The organism is Aeromonas sp. FDAARGOS 1418 (genome assembly GCF_019048585.1).
GTDB lineage: Bacteria > Pseudomonadota > Gammaproteobacteria > Enterobacterales > Aeromonadaceae > Aeromonas > Aeromonas caviae.
This window is the reverse complement of record NZ_CP077387.1, coordinates 4,398,533-4,415,028: the sequence shown is the minus strand read 5'-3', so window position 1 is coordinate 4,415,028 and position 16,496 is coordinate 4,398,533. Positions and strand designations below refer to the sequence as shown.

Annotated in this window: 18 protein-coding genes; 8 read left to right on the top strand and 10 right to left on the bottom strand. The window is 59.8% G+C overall.

Annotated features, from left to right (window positions below; all coding sequences use genetic code 11):
- Positions 1-105: 105 nt before the first annotated feature.
- From I6L48_RS20655 to putP, 3 genes are all read left to right on the top strand, one after another.
- A complete protein-coding gene (locus I6L48_RS20655) occupies positions 106-1,347 on the top strand; it encodes a mechanosensitive ion channel family protein (RefSeq protein WP_010675524.1) in 1,242 nt (413 codons plus the stop codon).
- Positions 1,348-1,532: 185 nt separating this feature from the next.
- Positions 1,533-2,459, top strand: a complete 927-nt coding sequence (locus tag I6L48_RS20650) for a L,D-transpeptidase family protein (RefSeq protein ID WP_010675523.1) — start codon at positions 1,533-1,535, stop codon at positions 2,457-2,459.
- 274 nt (positions 2,460-2,733) lie between these two features.
- On the top strand, positions 2,734-4,242 hold the full coding sequence (gene putP / locus I6L48_RS20645) for a sodium/proline symporter PutP (RefSeq protein WP_171865867.1): 1,509 nt from the start codon (positions 2,734-2,736) through the stop codon (positions 4,240-4,242).
- A 71-nt stretch (positions 4,243-4,313) separates the two neighbouring features.
- Here putP and I6L48_RS20640 read toward each other — a convergent pair whose 3' ends face one another.
- The gene (locus I6L48_RS20640; protein WP_216987659.1) at positions 4,314-4,919 is read right to left on the bottom strand and encodes an NAD(P)H-dependent oxidoreductase; all 606 of its coding nucleotides are present in this window, start codon (positions 4,917-4,919) and stop codon (positions 4,314-4,316) included.
- Between the two features lie 54 nt (positions 4,920-4,973).
- Entirely contained in the window at positions 4,974-5,405 is a 432-nt protein-coding gene (locus I6L48_RS20635; RefSeq protein ID WP_216987658.1) for a MerR family transcriptional regulator, read from the bottom strand.
- A 548-nt stretch (positions 5,406-5,953) separates the two neighbouring features.
- On the opposite strand from I6L48_RS20635, the gene I6L48_RS20630 reads away from it, so the two are divergent.
- Positions 5,954-6,292, top strand: coding sequence for a hypothetical protein (locus I6L48_RS20630; RefSeq protein WP_162726108.1), 339 nt, complete (start codon positions 5,954-5,956; stop codon positions 6,290-6,292).
- A gap of 202 nt (positions 6,293-6,494) precedes the next feature.
- On the opposite strand, the gene I6L48_RS20625 is transcribed toward I6L48_RS20630, so the two are convergent.
- The 4 genes from I6L48_RS20625 to I6L48_RS20610 all read right to left on the bottom strand — a co-directional run bounded on the left by I6L48_RS20625 (position 6,495) and on the right by I6L48_RS20610 (position 10,242).
- Positions 6,495-8,072, bottom strand: coding sequence for an ATP-dependent endonuclease (locus I6L48_RS20625; protein WP_216987657.1), 1,578 nt, complete (start codon positions 8,070-8,072; stop codon positions 6,495-6,497).
- Positions 8,073-8,359: 287 nt separating this feature from the next.
- Positions 8,360-8,788, bottom strand: coding sequence for a VOC family protein (locus I6L48_RS20620; RefSeq protein ID WP_216987656.1), 429 nt, complete (start codon positions 8,786-8,788; stop codon positions 8,360-8,362).
- A gap of 381 nt (positions 8,789-9,169) precedes the next feature.
- The gene (locus I6L48_RS20615; protein ID WP_113068915.1) at positions 9,170-9,763 is read right to left on the bottom strand and encodes an MliC family protein; all 594 of its coding nucleotides are present in this window, start codon (positions 9,761-9,763) and stop codon (positions 9,170-9,172) included.
- Positions 9,764-9,873: 110 nt separating this feature from the next.
- Positions 9,874-10,242 (bottom strand): DUF2061 domain-containing protein, encoded by a 369-nt coding sequence (locus I6L48_RS20610; RefSeq protein ID WP_039040193.1) that lies wholly within the window; start codon positions 10,240-10,242, stop codon positions 9,874-9,876.
- Positions 10,243-10,421: 179 nt separating this feature from the next.
- On the opposite strand from I6L48_RS20610, the gene I6L48_RS20605 reads away from it, so the two are divergent.
- Entirely contained in the window at positions 10,422-10,643 is a 222-nt protein-coding gene (locus tag I6L48_RS20605; RefSeq protein WP_039040192.1) for a hypothetical protein, read from the top strand.
- 114 nt (positions 10,644-10,757) lie between these two features.
- Here I6L48_RS20605 and I6L48_RS20600 read toward each other — a convergent pair whose 3' ends face one another.
- A complete protein-coding gene (locus tag I6L48_RS20600; RefSeq protein ID WP_113068914.1) occupies positions 10,758-11,357 on the bottom strand; it encodes an FMN-dependent NADH-azoreductase in 600 nt (199 codons plus the stop codon).
- A 109-nt stretch (positions 11,358-11,466) separates the two neighbouring features.
- Between I6L48_RS20600 and I6L48_RS20865 the strand changes: the two genes are divergently transcribed.
- Both I6L48_RS20865 and I6L48_RS20595 read left to right on the top strand, forming a co-directional pair.
- Positions 11,467-11,751, top strand: coding sequence for a LysR family transcriptional regulator (locus I6L48_RS20865; protein ID WP_225159520.1), 285 nt, complete (start codon positions 11,467-11,469; stop codon positions 11,749-11,751).
- Positions 11,694-12,395 carry a LysR substrate-binding domain-containing protein gene (locus I6L48_RS20595; RefSeq protein WP_225159518.1) on the top strand — a complete coding sequence of 234 codons (702 nt, stop codon included), beginning with the start codon at positions 11,694-11,696 and terminating at the stop codon, positions 12,393-12,395. The genes I6L48_RS20865 and I6L48_RS20595 overlap by 58 nt, the downstream gene beginning before the upstream one ends.
- A 50-nt stretch (positions 12,396-12,445) precedes the next feature.
- Here I6L48_RS20595 and I6L48_RS20590 read toward each other — a convergent pair whose 3' ends face one another.
- From I6L48_RS20590 to I6L48_RS20580, 3 genes are read right to left on the bottom strand one after another with little or no spacing between them, the layout of a single operon-like run.
- Positions 12,446-13,300, bottom strand: a complete 855-nt coding sequence (locus tag I6L48_RS20590; RefSeq protein ID WP_102948406.1) for a 23S rRNA (adenine(2030)-N(6))-methyltransferase RlmJ — start codon at positions 13,298-13,300, stop codon at positions 12,446-12,448.
- Positions 13,294-13,755 carry a DUF2390 domain-containing protein gene (locus I6L48_RS20585; RefSeq protein WP_039040190.1) on the bottom strand — a complete coding sequence of 154 codons (462 nt, stop codon included), beginning with the start codon at positions 13,753-13,755 and terminating at the stop codon, positions 13,294-13,296. Before I6L48_RS20585 ends, I6L48_RS20590 begins: the two co-directional genes overlap by 7 nt.
- Positions 13,748-15,658: an ABC transporter ATP-binding protein gene (locus I6L48_RS20580; protein ID WP_113068913.1), complete on the bottom strand. Its 1,911-nt coding sequence runs from the start codon at positions 15,656-15,658 to the stop codon at positions 13,748-13,750. The genes I6L48_RS20585 and I6L48_RS20580 overlap by 8 nt, the downstream gene beginning before the upstream one ends.
- A gap of 147 nt (positions 15,659-15,805) precedes the next feature.
- On the opposite strand from I6L48_RS20580, the gene I6L48_RS20575 reads away from it, so the two are divergent.
- Positions 15,806-16,216 carry a CBS domain-containing protein gene (locus I6L48_RS20575; protein WP_041212425.1) on the top strand — a complete coding sequence of 137 codons (411 nt, stop codon included), beginning with the start codon at positions 15,806-15,808 and terminating at the stop codon, positions 16,214-16,216.
- Positions 16,217-16,496 lie beyond the last annotated feature (280 nt).

Genomic DNA, 16,496 nt, shown 5'->3' with positions numbered 1-16,496 from the left:
GGCCCCTGCCGGGCGTTGTCGTTTCGGCAATAGTGAGCGTCCTGTCATTTGACATGGGGGACCAGATGCGTACCCTGACCGCTGTGTGATATTGCGGAGGTAACGATGAAAGAGATGTTTTTCAACTGGTTGTCAGGCCTGGGGGTCGATGTGACACCCATGATGGCCCTGGTGATCGCCCTGGGGTTCATCGTGCTGACCGCCATGGTGCTGCACCTGGTGCTGCACCGCATCCTGCTGGTGCGCCTGGTGGGGCTGCTTGGCAAGACCAAGCAGATGTGGCTGCCGCCCCAGTTGCAGCAACGCCTCTTCTACCGGCTCGCCTTCGTGTTCCAGGGGGCCGTGCTGCTCGGTCAGGCGGAGATCTGGCTGCCCAAAGCGTCCGAGAGCCTGGCGCTTATCGAGTTGCTGGCCCAGCTCTGGATCCTGCTGTTCCTGCTGCTGGCCCTGTTCGCCCTGCTCGACTGCCTGCTCTCCCTGAGCCGTCATACCCGGCTTGGGCGGGATCTGCCCCTGCGTGGCATCTTCCAGGGGGTGAAACTGGTGGCCAGCATCCTGGTGGGCATCCTGATGATCGCCCTGCTGCTCGGCAAGTCGCCGCTCTTCCTGTTCAGCGGCCTGGGGGCCATGACCGCGGTCCTGATGCTGGTGTTCAAGGACCCCATCCTCGGCCTGGTGGCGGGTATCCAGCTCTCCGCCAACCGCATGCTGAGTGTCGGTGACTGGTTGCAGATGGACAAGTACGGGGCGGACGGCGAGGTGACCGACATCGGCCTCACCACGGTCAAGGTGTCGAACTGGGACAAGACCATCACTACCATCCCTACCTATGCCCTCATCTCCGACTCCTTCAAGAACTGGCAGGGGATGACCGAATCCGGCGGGCGCCGCATCAAGCGCAGCGTCAACATCGACATGACCAGCGTGCGCTTCCTCACCTCGCAGGAGCAGTTGCAGCTCAAGCAGGCCAGGTTGCTGGCGCCCTACCTCAGCCGCAAAGAGCAGGAGCTCAGCAGCTACAACCAGCAGCTCAGCGATGCCATCAGCTGCCCCATCAATGGTCGCCACCTCACCAACCTCGGCACCCTGCGCGCCTATCTGGACGCCTACCTGCGGGCCCATGCGGGCATTCGCAAGGACATGACCCTGATGGTGCGCCAGTTGGCACCGACCACGGACGGCCTGCCGCTGGAGATCTACTGCTTCACGGCGACCACCGCCTGGGCCGAGTATGAAGGGATACAGGCTGATATTTTCGACCACATATTTGCGATAATTGAGCAATTCCATCTGCGTTTGCATCAGTCGCCAACCGGTTATGATATGCACAGTTGGAAAAACGGCTGATCCCGCTTATGACAAGGTGCCGTGGCGCAGCGCGGCACCGTATTTAATCACCGACCCGTCAGCACGTGGCGGTTGAAATTTGCATGGCAGAGGAGAAAAATGGCGGCCTTCTCTTCGCCCCGGGCGCGCCCGTCGCCTCCGCGCTGGCCAGAGTGCTGAACCACCCCCTTTATCACAGGAAAGTTATGAAGCTCCTCCACAACACGGCGGCCGCACTGTGCTGCTCCCTGATCCTGGCCGCCATGCCCGCCCTCGCCATCGAATATGCCCTGCCCGCAGCCAACAGCCGCCTGGTGGGGGAGAACCTGGACTACGTGGTGTCCCCGGAAGAGGCGGGCCAACCCCTGGAAGCGGCAGCGGCCAGATTCCAGCTCGGCTTGACCAACATGCTGGAAGCCAACCCCAAGGCAGACCCCCTGCTGCTGCAGGCGGGCGAGAAGCTGGTCGTGCCGCATCAGCTGATCCTGCCGGATGCCCCCCGTGAAGGCATCGTGCTGAACGTGGCCGAGATGCGCCTCTACTACTACCCCAAAGGCAAGAAGGTGGTGGAAGTGCTGCCGATTGGCATCGGCCAGCTCGGCACCGACACCCCGGAAGACTGGGTGACCAGCGTGCAGCGCAAGAAGGCGGGCCCGACCTGGACCCCGACCGCGAAGATGCACGCCGAGTACGCCGCCCGTGGCGAGACCCTGCCTGCGGTCTGGCCGGCCGGTCCGGACAACCCCATGGGGCTGTTCGCGCTCTACATCGGCAAGATGTACGCCATCCACGGCACCAACGCCCAGTTCGGCATCGGCCTGCGGGTGAGCCACGGCTGCGTGCGTCTGCGCAACGACGACATCGAGTACCTGTTCAAGCAGGTCCCGGTCGGTACCCGCGTCCAGTTCGTGAACCAGCCCATCAAGGCCTCTGTCGAGCCGGATGGCCGCCGCTACCTGGAAGTGCACCAGCCTCTCTCCCGCAACCAGGAGGAGTTCAACTCCAGCCTGCCGGCCCCGCTGCCCATGTCCACCGCCGTGACCCGCTTCATCGCCCACGCGGACAGCGACTCCCAGCTGGTCAAGCAGGCCCTGGAGCAGCGCAGCGGCATGCCCATCGCCATCAACCGCTGATCCCGCTCGTCGGTATTCCGAGCCCCGGCCACTGTCGGGGCTTTTTTATGGCGCGGGGGAGGGGATCATCAGGGTAAACCCTTGGCAGCTCGGGATAAAATCCGGCCTTATTGCAATTGAGTGGTTGCTTGGTTAGGTGTTAAACGTTTTCCATGTGTTTTTTATTTGTTAAAAGTGGTTGTGGTCCGGCGATCTGCTGATTACTCTAGGCCGGTTTTTTTAAGGAAGAGTCCGTCGCAAGAACGGGCACAGACGTCACATAACGGAGTTTTGAATGACAGCTAGCACCCCCATGCTCATCACCTTTCTGGTGTACATCCTCGGGATGGTGTTGATCGGCTTCATCGCCTATCGCGCCACCCGTAACTTTGACGACTACATTCTCGGCGGCCGCCGGATGGGGAGCTGGGTGACCGCCCTCTCCGCCGGTGCCTCCGACATGAGTGGCTGGCTCCTGATGGGCCTGCCAGGCGCCGTCTTCATCGGCGGCATCTCCGAGAGCTGGATCGCCATCGGCCTCATCATCGGCGCCTACTTCAACTGGCGCTGGGTGGCCGGTCGGCTGCGGGTTCACACCGAGAAGAACCGCAACGCCCTGACCCTGCCGGACTACTTCACCTACCGCTTCGAAGACAAGAGCCGGGTGCTGCGCATCCTCTCCGCCCTGGTGATCCTGCTGTTCTTCACCATCTACTGCGCCTCCGGCGTGGTGGCCGGTGCCCGCCTGTTCGAGAGCACCTTCGGCATGAGCTATGACACCGCCCTCTGGATCGGTGCCGCGGCCACCATCACCTACACCTTCTTCGGCGGCTTCCTCGCGGTAAGCTGGACCGACACCGTGCAGGCGACCCTGATGATCTTCGCCCTCATCCTGACCCCGGTGTTCGTCATCATCGCGGTCGGCGGCATCGACACCGCCATGGTGCAGGTGGCGGCGCAGAACGCCAGCAACCTCGACATGTTCAAGAACCTGGACTTCATCGCCATCATCTCCCTGATGGCCTGGGGCCTGGGCTACTTCGGTCAGCCCCACATCCTGGCGCGCTTCATGGCGGCGGACTCCCACCACTCCATGGCCAGCGCCCGTCGCATCAGCATGACCTGGATGGTGCTCTGCCTGGGCGGCGCCGTGGCCATCGGTTTCTTCGGCCTGGCCTACTTCTCCACCTTCACCGAGCAGGCGGGTGGCGTGACCACCAACCCGGAGCGCGTCTTCATCGAGCTCTCCAAGATCCTGTTCAACCCCTGGATTGCCGGCGTGCTGCTCTCCGCCATCCTGGCGGCGGTGATGAGCACCCTCAGTTGCCAGTTGCTGGTCTGCTCCAGCGCCATCACCGAGGATCTCTACAAGCCCTTCCTGCGCAAGAACGCCTCCCAGAAAGAGCTGGTGTGGGTCGGCCGCGCCATGGTGCTGCTGATCGCCCTGGTGGCCATCGCCGTCGCCACCAACCCGGAAAACCGGGTGCTGGGGCTGGTGAGCTACGCCTGGGCCGGTTTCGGTGCCGCCTTCGGCCCCGTGGTGCTGCTCTCCGTGCTCTGGTCCCGCATGACCCGCAACGGCGCCCTGGCGGGCATGCTGGTCGGTGCCCTGACCGTCATCATCTGGAAGCAGTTCGGCTGGCTGGGTCTGTACGAAATCATCCCGGGCTTCCTGTTTGCCACCCTGGCCATCGTGCTGTTCAGCCTGCTGGACAAGGCCCCCTCCAAGGCCATGCAGGATCGCTTCGCAGAAGCCGAGCAGGAGTTCCAGAGCCCCATGGCAGACGCCATCGCGGCAAAATAACCCCCGCCTCGACGACAAAGGCCCCGCAACTGCGGGGCTTTTTAATGGGCAAAACATGCCCATGGCAGGGATTAGGCGGGACGCCTACCCAGCCGTTGCACATCCTGGCGGGCGGCGGCCCCGGCTTGGGCAAGCCAGCGCTGGCGGGCCCCCTCATCCGAGGTGTGGACGGGCCCCAGATGCTGGCGGTGGGTCAGCCGGATGCCGCACAGCCCCAGCACCGGCTTGTCCAGGGTGCGCTCCAGGGGGGCACCCTGCCACCAGCGGTAATACCAGGGGGGGCTGTCCATGGTGAGCAGCAGGCGCGCCGTCTTGCCGGCGAGCAACTGCTCCGGGTGGGCCTTCCCCGGCTGGTAGCGAAAGGCGAAACCCGGCAGCAGGGTGCGATCCAGCAGCCCCTTGAGCCGGGCAGGCAGGTGGCCCCACCAGACGGGGGCGACGATCACCAGATGGTGGGCCTGCACCAGGCTCTGCTGCACCGCCTGCAGATCCGGTTCGAGGGGTTGCGCCTCGTCATAGCCATGGTGCAGGTCCGGCGCGAAGGCGAGCTCCCCCACGTGATGCAGGGTGACGCGCGCGCCCCCTTGCTCGGCGCTGCGGGCATACTCTCGGGCGAGGGCGTGGCAGAGGCTGTCGGGTTTGGGGTTGCCGTTGAGAACAAGCAGGTTGGGGGTCATGGTATGGCTCCTTGAAGTGAGCCCCCATTACACCCCTTGTCCCATGGGACAGAGTCAAGCCACCTTTTGCCCCCGATCCGCGGCGGCGGGATGATCCCGCCCGTCGGGGGATTGCCGCGCCGGGGCGCCATAGCGGCAGGGGTGCTGCGCCAGCAGCGTGGCGCACTGGCTCAAGCCCTGATGCTGGCGTTGCAGCCTGGCGACCTCCGCCTCGATCTGCGCCAGCTTGTCCGCGATAAGCTGCTCCACCTTCTGCCAGGGGAAGTGGTCGAGGCTGGTGACGCCCGCGAGCAGGGGAACCAGCTCCCCGAGCCTGCAGCCAAGCCGCTGGGCCTCGCGGATAAAGCCGACCCACTCCAGATCCTCGGCCCGGTAGACGCGATACTTGCCGCGCCGCCTGGGCTCGGGCAGCAGCCCGAGCTGCTCGTAGAGACGGACCGCCTTTGGGGTGGTGCCCGCCAGCCGGGCAAATTCGCCGATATACATGGTGCTGCTCGCAAAGGTTGTTCGAGTAGGGGCTCACTATAGGCCAGTGGCGGGGGAGATTGCATCCCCACGGAGAAGAGGCAGTCGGCGCGGCGATTTTCGTAGCAGCGCTCCGTATGCGGCTTTCCCCATCGAATGCGAGGGCGTTGCCCTCGACGGGGTTTCGCCCGCCCTTCGGGCCTGGGCGAGTGACTTTGGAAATACCCACTTTTTATTGCAAGTAAGACCAAAGGTCTTCTCCCCCGACAAGCCGTCCGCTTCGCGGATTCCCTCGCCCCCTTCATCGGGTCGGACGGAACGCCGTACAGGGCACTTTGGCCTTCGCCATCCATGGCTTCGGCCAAAGCCCGCTTCGAACATCCCTGTTCTCGCGCCATATCGGGGTCGAGCAGTGCTCACCCTGATCCGATCTGGCCCATCTGCCGCCTGCGGCTGCGCCGTCGTCCATGATGGCGCTCCTGAACCGCTAAACTCGGCTCGGCGGCTTTCAGGGGGAAACAATACCGTGCCTGTCTGCGGCGCAGTGAGGTGTGCCGCAGGGGCGGGATATGACCGAGCTGACCCGTGATGGGGCCGCAGCAGGTGCTGGTGGACTGGTGATCGCCAATATAAGCAAATATGGGGTCATCAACGGAAAACTCATAAATCCAGCTTATAGTGACTCCGGCGAGCCAGACAGGGCCACTAGGTGGCCGAAAAGGGCTCCCCAAGGAGATTTCCCGATCCTGAAGGAGGTGGGGAATATCTCTTTTGTAGGTCTGATTAGCGAAGCATCATCAGACGAGCACGGCAGAATGATCGTTGGAAGGGCGCCTGATAATTATCCGGCGCCTATGTGTTTCTTGATTCACGACTGTTCGAATATGCTTCTCTATTCGAACCTATAGGCTTACTGAGGCTATGGAACAGTCCCACACCAAACGTCCGTTAAGCTAATTGCTCAATATTTTGCCAATCAATACAATTCTCGGGCAGCACTGCATGTTGAGCGCCGATCAAATAATCCAGTAATGATTTAATCTTGAGTTTAATATTTTCATCTGTACTAATTTTGACAAGGGCATTATAAGGTTTGTCACTTTTTGTTTCTTAGCCGAATAGTGCCGTTTCGAAGCAGGTTTTACATGCAACCAAATGAACCTTATCTTGCGTGTCAGGATCCTCAAGGATAGCTGCAATGGTTTTATTCATGCCCCAAGCTGGATTTTTTTTACCATCTTTTGTTAATTCTGTATCCGCATCGTGAAGGATATAGAATGATTTTGAAAATTGCAGTAGTACTTTTGCTATTGATGGAATGATGCCTTTACCTCTGGCTCTGATTATTTGAACGTGATGATATTCTTCTGGATATGATTCTTTCATCATAGAGAAGGCTGTGTATTCTGTATCACCTTCAACAATTACTTGTTTACCACCAAAGAAAAACTCATGGACATATGGGTCGCAAATATTCATTAGTTTTAATTTTTTCTTATCATTCACATCTAGCTTGGCTCTTTCAGGTCTATATAGTGTTGTGCTTTCCACATCATTATCGGTATTTCGAAATACACGAATAATGGTCGTGTTATCTTTAGATAGATCAATAAAAATAGGTGAGTGAGAAGTCAACATTACTTGCCAATTTCCATTTTCAGGTAATTCGTATAAGACATTTCTAGCTTCTCTAATCGCTGATGGATGGAGGCAGATTTCAGGTTCATCTAATAGTAAAACATGAGGCCTTGATGTTTTACTATCTTGAATTTCAGATAGGTATTTTAATGTAGCCCATAGAACGGTTCTTCTCGCGCCACTCCCTTGATTTTCAATTGTCGAGAAATAACCATTCTCTGGCCCCATTAGTAACTCAGTATTACCCTTAAATGGTTGATATGCATTTTCTAAATCAGCTTCAGGTTTTGCATCAAACCTGACTTTATGATTAGGAAATAATTTATTTAAGTAAGAGGATATTTCATCTTCGATATTTTTAACTTCCTTTTCAGTTGCTTCTACGGCTTTATTTTGAAGAGCTCTGATTTTTTCTAAAATTATTTCATAATCTGATTTTTCTTGTTCAGGATCAGTTTTAATCTCGGATATTTTATCTTTCAATAAAGATGTTATTAATTTTGTGATTTCGGTAGCCTGTTTTTCTGGGGTCGCAAATGCATCAATTCTATGTGGTAGCGGACGGCGAGAGTTTGCGACATTTGGAGCTCCCCATGGAACTTTATCATCCCACTGGTCTATCAAAACATTGAATCCTTGCCGCTTAGGTTCTTTATTTGGACTCTCCCACACCCACTTCTCTCTAATTAAAAATTCACCTCTATCTGTAGTTTTAATCCATCGCTCACCCGGTGCATCATTAAATACAATCGTGTGTAACTCAATTGTAGGTAAGTGCTTGATATCAACAATGCCATTTGGGAAATCATTAATTGTTAACTTTCCTTCTTTTGAACCATGTGACATCACTGTCTCATATGCTCTTAAAATACTACTTTTTCCAACATTATTTGGTCCTACAAGAACAACTATATCATCAAGTTCAATTTCCACTTTTTGTGAACCAATAGAGCGAAAGTTTTGAATAATTAGCTTGTGTAGTCTTGGCCTAGGTTGGTTTTCATCTTTAACAAGAGCTATTTCTTCTACAGCATTCTTTTTGGCTGCCATGATAACTACTCTCTATGAAGGGTTTAACAGTGACTAGATGGAAAACGGTGTTCATCCGACAATCGAGCTTTCCGAATTACTTCGTGCCAATATTATTACTGTGGTGGAGTATTAATTCAGGATTATAACTCTGTCAAATTTTCTCTGAATATACCCATGCTCTTTTGACTTTACTTTTTCCAGGGTGAAAAACAGCAATGAAAAACGAGGGAATCGCTATGTTGAGCAAGGCGTAGTCATCTCGCTGCACCATGGCTAAGTCCATACCACCGGTGTTCTGTTATTTGCTAAAACCGAATTTCCACCGACTCCGCACTCCGCTTTGCCTCGCCGTGATAGACCGCTTCGATGTTATTGCCGTCCTGATCGAGGACAAAGGCGGCGTAATAGCCGGGGTGATAGACCCGCTCGCCGGGGGCGCCGTTATCCTGGCCGCCATGGGCCAGCGCTGCCTGATAGAAGCGATCGACTGTGGCGCGGTCCTGCGCCTGGAAGGCGAGGTGATGGCGACCGGTCAGTGCGCCGAGCGCTGCCGGGCTGTCGATGGATGTGACAAACAGCTCGTCAGCCCAGAAGTAACCCTCACCCGCACCGCCGATTGGCACATCGAGGGTGGCCAGTATGGCCCTGTAAAAGCGCTCGCTGGCGGTCAGGTCTTTCACCACCAGCTGGAGATGGTCGATCAGCCGACCCCGATGCAGTGTGTGCGTTTCCATACATTCACTCCACTCGACATGGTTGAATCAGTCACTTACCTCTTGCCGGTTGTGCCCTTTGGCGACGCTACCGCCCTGAATGTCAGCTTCCAGCTTGCTGCGATTGACCAAAGGGGCGTGGTTGGCATGGCTCATGGGAGACTCCGACGAGGCGTGTGTTGCCAATTGGCTATATTAACGGCCCGCGAGCGAAGGGGAAGGAGGAAATGGCGAATTGCCGGGCAAGATCAACAAATGGAGGCCAGCCCGAAAGCCTGGCGTCCGGGCTGGATTGGCGAGAGAGGGCTGGGCATAGGTAAAAGGGGGGCGAGTGGCCACCAACTGGTGACCCTCTTGCTGCCTGTACGGGAGTGGTTGCCCGGCCCTTGGCCGGGCGGGGGATCAGTTGCCCGGGATCTCGCTGCAGTTGAGGGGGGGCTGACCGTAGCGCTCCAGCATGGCGTCGCTCCCCTTGGTCCAGAAGGTGAGGTTTTGTCCCTCGTACCGGGCGCCGCTGGCGCTGGGGGTCTCATAGGCGAGCACCTGCTGCTGGTCGTTCCCCTCGCTCAAATTGATCATGGCGGCGGGCCGCTTGGCCTCGTTGTAGAAGTAGGTGGAGAGGGTGAGGCTCTTGCCGCACTGGTAATCAATCGGCGTCGGCACCCTCAGTTGGCCGCCTTTTATCTGCAACTCGGTGATCCGCAACTGGTAGCTCTCTTCCACGCACTGGCGCAGGTCGCCCGCCTTCCAGCAGTCGTTGCGCCCCTTGATCCAGCCGCGCTGGATGGCGCGCTCGCTCTTCTGCTGCTCGGGGGAGAACCCGGCAATCGCCTTGGGATAGAGGGCTGACAGCTCGTTATCCAGCGCAGCCAGTCCGGCATCCTTGCAGATGAGGGTTTCGGCGGCGCCTTTCGCCTTGGCGCACTCGAAGGACGGGGTGGCCGCCGTGGCAAGCAGAGGGGAAAACAGCAGGGTTCCAAGCAAGATCTTGTTCATCGACAGGGCTCCAACAGGGGGCATGATGCCCCGTGACCAGAGCACACTTTACACCCGAAGTAGGCAGGAGCACCTCGTGTTTTTGGGTGGCGGGCGGCCCTGCATGGCAATCAGACGCCGGCCAGCGCCAAGGTCTGGCGGCTGCGCCACAGCCGCTCGTGGAAGAAGAAAACGACGGTGTTGATGGCAGGTTCGATCAGTGCCATCACGCCGCCGGTGAGCAGCTCGCCACTCAGCAGGTAGGCGACACCGAAGGCCACCGAGAAGTGGACCAGGGCGAAGCTGCTGGTCTTGGCCTGCAGGCTGTGGTGGGGCTTGAGCTTGTGCCAGCCAAGGTCGTGGAAGTAGAAGGCGACCGTGTTCACGGCGGGCTCGATGAGGGCGATCAGGCTGGCGGTGAGCAGTTCGCCGGTCAGCAGGTAAGCCACGGTGAAGGCGACACAAAAGTGCAGGATGGCGAAGCTGATGGTCTTTTTCATGGTGGTGTCTCCTCTGGCGATGAAGGCAGTATCACCCAGAACTCCATCAAATGAAAACCATTCTCATCTATTGGCGAAATAGAAAATGCCTATCGACCAGGAAGGCACCACCAGATAGGGAGTTGCCCGGGACCGCAACGGCGCTAGAGTGTGCCTTTTGCCATGAAAAAGGAGCTTTCATGACCATCAACTCCAACCTGTTTGTTCTCTTCATGCTGCTGCTGATGATCGTCGTCGGCGTGGTGGCATGGCGACTGGCCCGGCGCAAGAGCCGCCACCCGGGGCTTGTCACCTTCCTGTGCGTGCTGCTCTGCCTGGTGCCGCCCTTTGCCCTGCTGGCGCTGCTCATTCTGGCGCTCTGGCGGGACATGCCCGCAGGCGCCGATGCCAGGCAAGCCTAGTCCCCCTCAGCCGCTACTGCCGCAGTCATAGAAAAGCCCCTTGCGGGGCTTTTTTACTTGGAATGTCCCGCGCAGCAGGTGGCCGGTTGGAAGGGGCAAGATCGGGTGATGGCCCTACCTGCCTAGGCCAGCGATCCGAGCATGGGCTTCGCGCATTCCCTGTTCCGCCCCGTGGGGGTGCAGATCCATCCCCTCTGCGTAGACGAATTCCACCTCCGCGATGCCCATCAGGCCGAGCACGGATTGGAGGTAGGGGGTGACCGCATCCGTCGCCTGTCCCTGATGCACGCCGCCGCGGCTGCTGAACACCAGGGCGTTGACCCCCTCCACCAGCCCCATGGGGTAGGTGTCGGTGTAACGGAAGGTCACCCCGGCCCGCGCCACCAGATCGAACCAGTTCTTGAGGGGGGTCGGCACGTTGAGGTTGTACATGGGGGCGCCGATCAGCAGCAGGTCGGCGGCCTTGAGTTCGGCAATCAGCCGATCCGACAGCGCCACCGCCTGCCGGATGGCCTCATTGGCAGGTTCCGCCCCCCGCAGGGCGTGAAACAACGGGCTGTCGAGGGCGGGCAAGTCGAGGGCGGTCAGGTCGCGCACCACCACCTGGTCCTGGTGGCCCTGCTCCCGGCGTGTTTGCAGGAAGCGCTCCATCAACTGGTTGGTGCGGGATGCGGGGCCGTTGAGGCTGGATTGCAGCAGCAGGATCTGGCTCATGAGGGGAACTCCATCTGAAACGTGTGAAGAATGAAGGGAGCTTACCAGTCATTTTTTTCCGCAGTGCTGATAGTATTTCGCCATATTGGTTCCAAAAGGTATGCAATAGATGGCAAACACGCTCAACGGCATCGATCTCTTCGCCACAGTAGTGGAGGCGGGCAGCTTCGCCCAGGCGGCGGAGCGGCTTCACCTCACACGCTCGGCGGTGGGCAAGGGGGTGGCGCGGCTGGAGCTGCGTCTCGGCGTGCAACTGTTTCATCGCACCACCCGCAGCCAGAGCCTGACCGAGGAGGGGCGCTCTTCTATCGCCACTGCCTGCGGGCGCTGGAGGAGGTGCGTCTTGGGGAAGCGGCGCTGGCCAGCAACAAGCTCACCCTCAACGGCAGATTGAAGGTCTCCATGCCGGTGCTGTTCGGCCAGCAGTGCGTGGCCCCCATTTTGCTGGCGCTGGCGAAGGCGCATCCCGGGCTGGCCCTGGAGCTGTCGTTCAGCGACCGCAAGGTGGATCTGGTGGAGGAGGGGGTGGATCTGGTGATCCGCAACGCAGAGCCGCCGGACAGCCTGGATCTGGCGGCGCGCAGGCTCGGGGAGCACGGTATGACGCTCTGCGCCTCGCCCGCCTATCTGGCCGAGCGGGGGGAACCTGTGACCCTGGCTGAGCTACCGGATCATGAGTGCATTGCCTATCTGCGCCAGGGGCGGGTGCTGTCGTGGTGGTGGCAGGAGGCCGAGGCATGGCGCGAAGTCCAGCCCAGAGGGCGGTTGCAGATGGACGATCTCAACGCCATCACCCAGGCAGCCATCGCGGGCTTTGGTCTCGCCTGGCTGCCGACCTGGCTGGCGCGGCCCCACCTTGAGCGGGGCGAGCTGCGCGAGCTGCTGGCCCGATTGCCGGGTCGGCGCTATCCCATCAACGCCCTCTGGCCCCACAGCCCGCACTTGCCGCTCAAGACCAGAATGGCCATCGACTGGTTGGCGAGCCGGCTGCCCGAGCAGCTGGCCAGCGTGAACGTGCCGGGTAATGAGCCCCAATGAAAAAGGGCCTGCTGTGACAGGCCCTTTTTCATTTTCTGTGGTTCCGAGGGTCAGGCCTCGGCCTTGTTCAGCCACTCCACCCTGTACTGGGCGCCGGTGCCCTGGGCCAGCCTGGCGCACAGGGGTTTCAAGAAGGCTTCGATCTGCTCGTCCAGCATCCAGGGGGGGCTGATGATCAGCATGCCGGAGCCGTTCATGCCCCAATCGGCAGTCTGGCCGGCCACTTCCAGCTCGGCCACCAGGACGTTGCCGAAGTTCTCCCGCTTGATCGCTTTGAGCATGTCGCGGGACTTGTCCGCCTCTTGCCCGAGGATGGGATACCAGAGCGCATAGATGCCAGTGGCCCAGCGCTTCTGTGCCTTTTTCAGGGTATCGACCACGGCGAAGTAATCTTCCTTGAGCTCATAGGGTGGGTCGATCAGCACCAGGCCACGGCGTGGGGTGGGCGGCAGCAGGGCCACCAGCCCCTCGAAGCCGTCGCGATGGTGGACGGCGACGCGGGGGTCGTACCCCATGTTGGCGCGAAGATCTTCCACCTCGTTGTTGTGCAGCTCCATCAGCGCCAGCTTGTCCTGATCGCGGATGAGGCGGCGTGACAGCTCCGGCGAGCCGGGGTAGTAGTGCAGCTGACCATCGCTGTTCATCTCCTCGATGACACCCAGATAGGGGGCCATGGCAGACCACTGGGCCCGTTCATCCCACAGGCGTTTGATCCCGTCGGCGTATTCCGCCTTCTTCTGGGACCAGTCGCCGCGCAGGTCGTAGAGACCGCCACCGGCATGGGTGTCCAGCACGATGAAGGGTTTTTCCTTCTTCTTGAGGGACTCGATGATCAGGGCCTGGACGGCGTGTTTGAGCACGTCGGCGTGGTTGCCGGCGTGAAAGGCGTGGCGGTAGCTCAGCATATGAGATCTCTGAGGGGGCCCTGCTGGGCACCCAGTAACGATAGATAGTGAAACAGGTTGCGGCTGTCGCCGCGAAACAGGGCGAGGGTGCGCAGGGTCTGCAGCAACACCCCCTGTTGCAGCCGCTCCAGCTCCAGTTCGTGGGCCAGCATGGTCTGGTACTCCTCAGCTCCCACCCGTGACTTGGCCTGCTGGCGCAGGGTGCGCCAGGGGAGCAGCACCGCCTCGGTCTGTACCAGGGCGGGTTGCAAGTCCGTGAGGTCGACCGGGATCCGGAGCAGGTCGAGGTGGTGCAGCAGGAGTGCCAGGTTGACGTTGCCCCCCATGCTTTGCACGTGGAGCCAGTCCTGGCTGCGCTGGCCATAGGCGCCTGTGCTCCATGTCCAGAACTCGGAAGGGGTGGGCAGGGCGTCGGGGCTGACCCGCTCGCTGGCCATCAAGGCTTCATCACGCAAAGAAGGCCTGCTCCATGGTTTCCAGCTCCTCGGAGAGGCTCATCCACTCCAGCTCGACGTGCTCCAGCTCCTCCTTGAGGGGGCCCTGGGACTTGAGCAGCTCGGAGAGCTTGCCCTTGGCGCTCTCTTCATAGATGGCGGGATCGGCGAGCTGGTGCTCGATATCGGCGAGCCTGCCTTGCAGCTTCTCCATGCTGGTTTCGAGCTTCTCGAGCTTCTGGCGCAGCGGCCGGGTCGCTTGCCGGAACTGGGCTTCGAGGCGCTTCTGATCCTTGCGCGCCACCGCCGAGTTGGCGGAGACAGTGCCATCTGCCGGCTTGGCATTGGCCTCTTTCTCCTGCTCGCCGAGCCACTTGTGGTAGTCGTCGAGATCCCCATCGAAGGGCTCGACCCGGCCGCCGTGGACCAGATAGAAGTCATCCGTGGTGGTGCGCAGCAGATGACGGTCGTGAGAGACCACCACCATGGCCCCTTCGAACCCTTGCAGGGCCATGGTCAGGGCGTGGCGCATCTCCAGATCCAGGTGGTTGGTCGGTTCATCCAGGAGCAGCAGGTTGGGCTTTTGCCAGGTGATGAGGGCCAGCACCAGCCGCGCCTTCTCGCCGCCGGAGAAGGGGGCCACCTTGTCGAGTACCTTGTCGCCATGAAAACCGAAGCTGCCGAGGTAGTTGCGAAGCTCCTGCTCGGTCTTGTCCGGGGCCAGGCGCACCAGGTGATCGAGGGGGCTGTCATCGAGGCGCAGGGTCTCGAGCTGATGCTGGGCGAAGTAGCCGATGCTCACCCCGGCGCTCACCTCCAGCTTGCCGGAGAGGGGCGGGTTGGAGCCCGACAGCATCTTGATAAAGGTGGACTTGCCGGCGCCGTTGCGACCGAGCAGGCCGATGCGCGAGCCCGGCACCAGGTTGAGCTTGATCTTCTCCAGGATCACCTTGTCGCCGTAACCGGCGCTGAGGTTCTCCATGGCGATGAGCGGGGTCGGCAGGGCCGACGGCTCGCGAAACTCGAAGCTGAACTCGGAGTCGGCGTGGGCGGGCAGGATCTTCTCCATCCGCTCCATGGCCTTCAAGCGGCTCTGGGCCTGACGGGCCTTGGAGGCCTTGTAGCGGAAGCGGTCCACATAGGATTGCATGTGGGCCATCTCTCGCTGCTGCTTCTCGTACATGGACTGCTGCTGGGCCAGGTGCTCGGCCCGTTGCAGTTCGAAGTCGGAGTAGCCGCCGCTGTATTCGTTGAGCTTGCCGTTCTCGATATGGATGATGCGATTCACCACGGAGTCGAGGAAGTCGCGGTCGTGAGAAATGAGTACCAGCGTGCCCTGATAGCCCTTGAGCCACTTCTCCAGCCAGATGACGGCGTCCAGATCCAGGTGGTTGGTCGGTTCATCCAGCAGCAGCAGATCGGAGCGGCAGAGCAGCGCCTGGGCCAGGTTCAGGCGCATGCGCCAGCCGCCGGAGAAGCTTCTGACCGGCGAGTCGAGCTGATCGCCGCCAAAACCCAGACCGTGCAGCAGCTCGGCGGCGCGGGCGCGAATGCTGTAGGCACCTATGGTATCGAGCTTGCCGTGCAGCTCGGCCACCAGCAGACCGTTGTCATCCGCCTCGGCCCGGGCGAGCTCGGCCTCCAGGGCGCGGAACTCCTTGTCGCCGTCGATCACGTATTCCAGGGCGGAGCAGTCCAGCGCCGGGGTCTCCTGGGCCACGCCGGCAATCTGCCAGCCGGCGGGCAGGCTGAAGCTGCCGTTGTCGATGGCCAGCTCGCCCCGCACCAGCGCAAAGAAGGTGGACTTGCCACAGCCGTTCTTGCCCACCAGGCCCACCTTGTGGCCGGGGTGTATGGTGGCGGACGCGTTGTCCAGCAGCGTGCGGCCGCCGCGGATCAGTTCGATTTGACTGGCAACTATCATGGATGGGTCTGCTTGGCTCGATTGAAGGAGAGAAACTGGCGCGGATCTTACGTGAAATGACACAAATTTGCACTTGAGGGCGGGGGGGATGGCTGCCGCCGGAAAAACGTGTCATAACAGAGACATCTGGGGGGCAGGAGGCTGACCATGTTGATTAAAGAGATCATGACGACCCGGGTTGCGACCGTTTCCATGGATGACAGGCTGAGCGTCATCAAGGAGATCTTCGAGCAGGCCCATTTCCGCCACCTCCTGGTGGTGGAGGAAGAGAAGCTGGTGGGGGTCATCTCGGACCGGGATCTGCTGCGTGCCATCAGCCCCTATCTGGACACGGATGCCGAGATGAACCGGGACACCGAGACCCTCAACCGGCGCGCCCACCAGATCATGAGCCGTGAACCCATCACCGTCTCCCCCGAACGCTCCCTGAAAGAGGCCGCCGGCCTCATGCTGGAGCACCAGATCTCCTGTCTGCCTGTGCTGGAGAACGGCGCTCTGGTGGGCATAGTGAGCTGGAAGGATCTGCTGAGGGTCATGCGCGGCTGGCAGCCGGTCTGACGGGGCGGGGAAGGTGTGCGGGGAGTCCGTGTCGCCCGGCAGGGCTCCCAGCTTCTCGCTTTTCTGAAAGATTAAACTGCATTCATCAAATTTTTCAGATCGCTTGTGTTGCAAAAATGATTTTCATGGTCATAAATTCTACCGTTGTCATTTCATGTGACACTATATGTCGCGGCGTCAGCTCGAATTGATGCTTTTATAATTAATCGTTCGCCGCTTCAGTTCCCATCAAGGTTTCCGGATCTACCTTAGGCCATCGGCACATCAACCGATCATCACG

Bases quoted from the DNA above. Each gene is read 5' to 3' on its own strand.
- I6L48_RS20610 (WP_039040193.1), bottom strand. From the start codon at position 10,242: ATGAAAAAGACCATCAGCTTCGCCATCCTGCACTTTTGTGTCGCCTTC.
- I6L48_RS20575 (WP_041212425.1), top strand. From the start codon at position 15,806: ATGTTGATTAAAGAGATCATGACGACCCGGGTTGCGACCGTTTCCATG.
- I6L48_RS20630 (WP_162726108.1), top strand. From the start codon at position 5,954: ATGACCGAGCTGACCCGTGATGGGGCCGCAGCAGGTGCTGGTGGACTG.
- I6L48_RS20600 (WP_113068914.1), bottom strand. From the start codon at position 11,357: ATGAGCCAGATCCTGCTGCTGCAATCCAGCCTCAACGGCCCCGCATCC.
- I6L48_RS20650 (WP_010675523.1), top strand. From the start codon at position 1,533: ATGAAGCTCCTCCACAACACGGCGGCCGCACTGTGCTGCTCCCTGATC.
- I6L48_RS20590 (WP_102948406.1), bottom strand. From the start codon at position 13,300: ATGCTGAGCTACCGCCACGCCTTTCACGCCGGCAACCACGCCGACGTG.
- I6L48_RS20620 (WP_216987656.1), bottom strand. From the start codon at position 8,788: ATGGAAACGCACACACTGCATCGGGGTCGGCTGATCGACCATCTCCAG.
- I6L48_RS20635 (WP_216987658.1), bottom strand. From the start codon at position 5,405: ATGTATATCGGCGAATTTGCCCGGCTGGCGGGCACCACCCCAAAGGCG.
- I6L48_RS20580 (WP_113068913.1), bottom strand. From the start codon at position 15,658: ATGATAGTTGCCAGTCAAATCGAACTGATCCGCGGCGGCCGCACGCTG.
- I6L48_RS20625 (WP_216987657.1), bottom strand. From the start codon at position 8,072: ATGGCAGCCAAAAAGAATGCTGTAGAAGAAATAGCTCTTGTTAAAGAT.
- putP (WP_171865867.1), top strand. From the start codon at position 2,734: ATGACAGCTAGCACCCCCATGCTCATCACCTTTCTGGTGTACATCCTC.
- I6L48_RS20655 (WP_010675524.1), top strand. From the start codon at position 106: ATGAAAGAGATGTTTTTCAACTGGTTGTCAGGCCTGGGGGTCGATGTG.
- I6L48_RS20605 (WP_039040192.1), top strand. From the start codon at position 10,422: ATGACCATCAACTCCAACCTGTTTGTTCTCTTCATGCTGCTGCTGATG.
- I6L48_RS20615 (WP_113068915.1), bottom strand. From the start codon at position 9,763: ATGAACAAGATCTTGCTTGGAACCCTGCTGTTTTCCCCTCTGCTTGCC.
- I6L48_RS20865 (WP_225159520.1), top strand. From the start codon at position 11,467: ATGGCAAACACGCTCAACGGCATCGATCTCTTCGCCACAGTAGTGGAG.
- I6L48_RS20640 (WP_216987659.1), bottom strand. From the start codon at position 4,919: ATGACCCCCAACCTGCTTGTTCTCAACGGCAACCCCAAACCCGACAGC.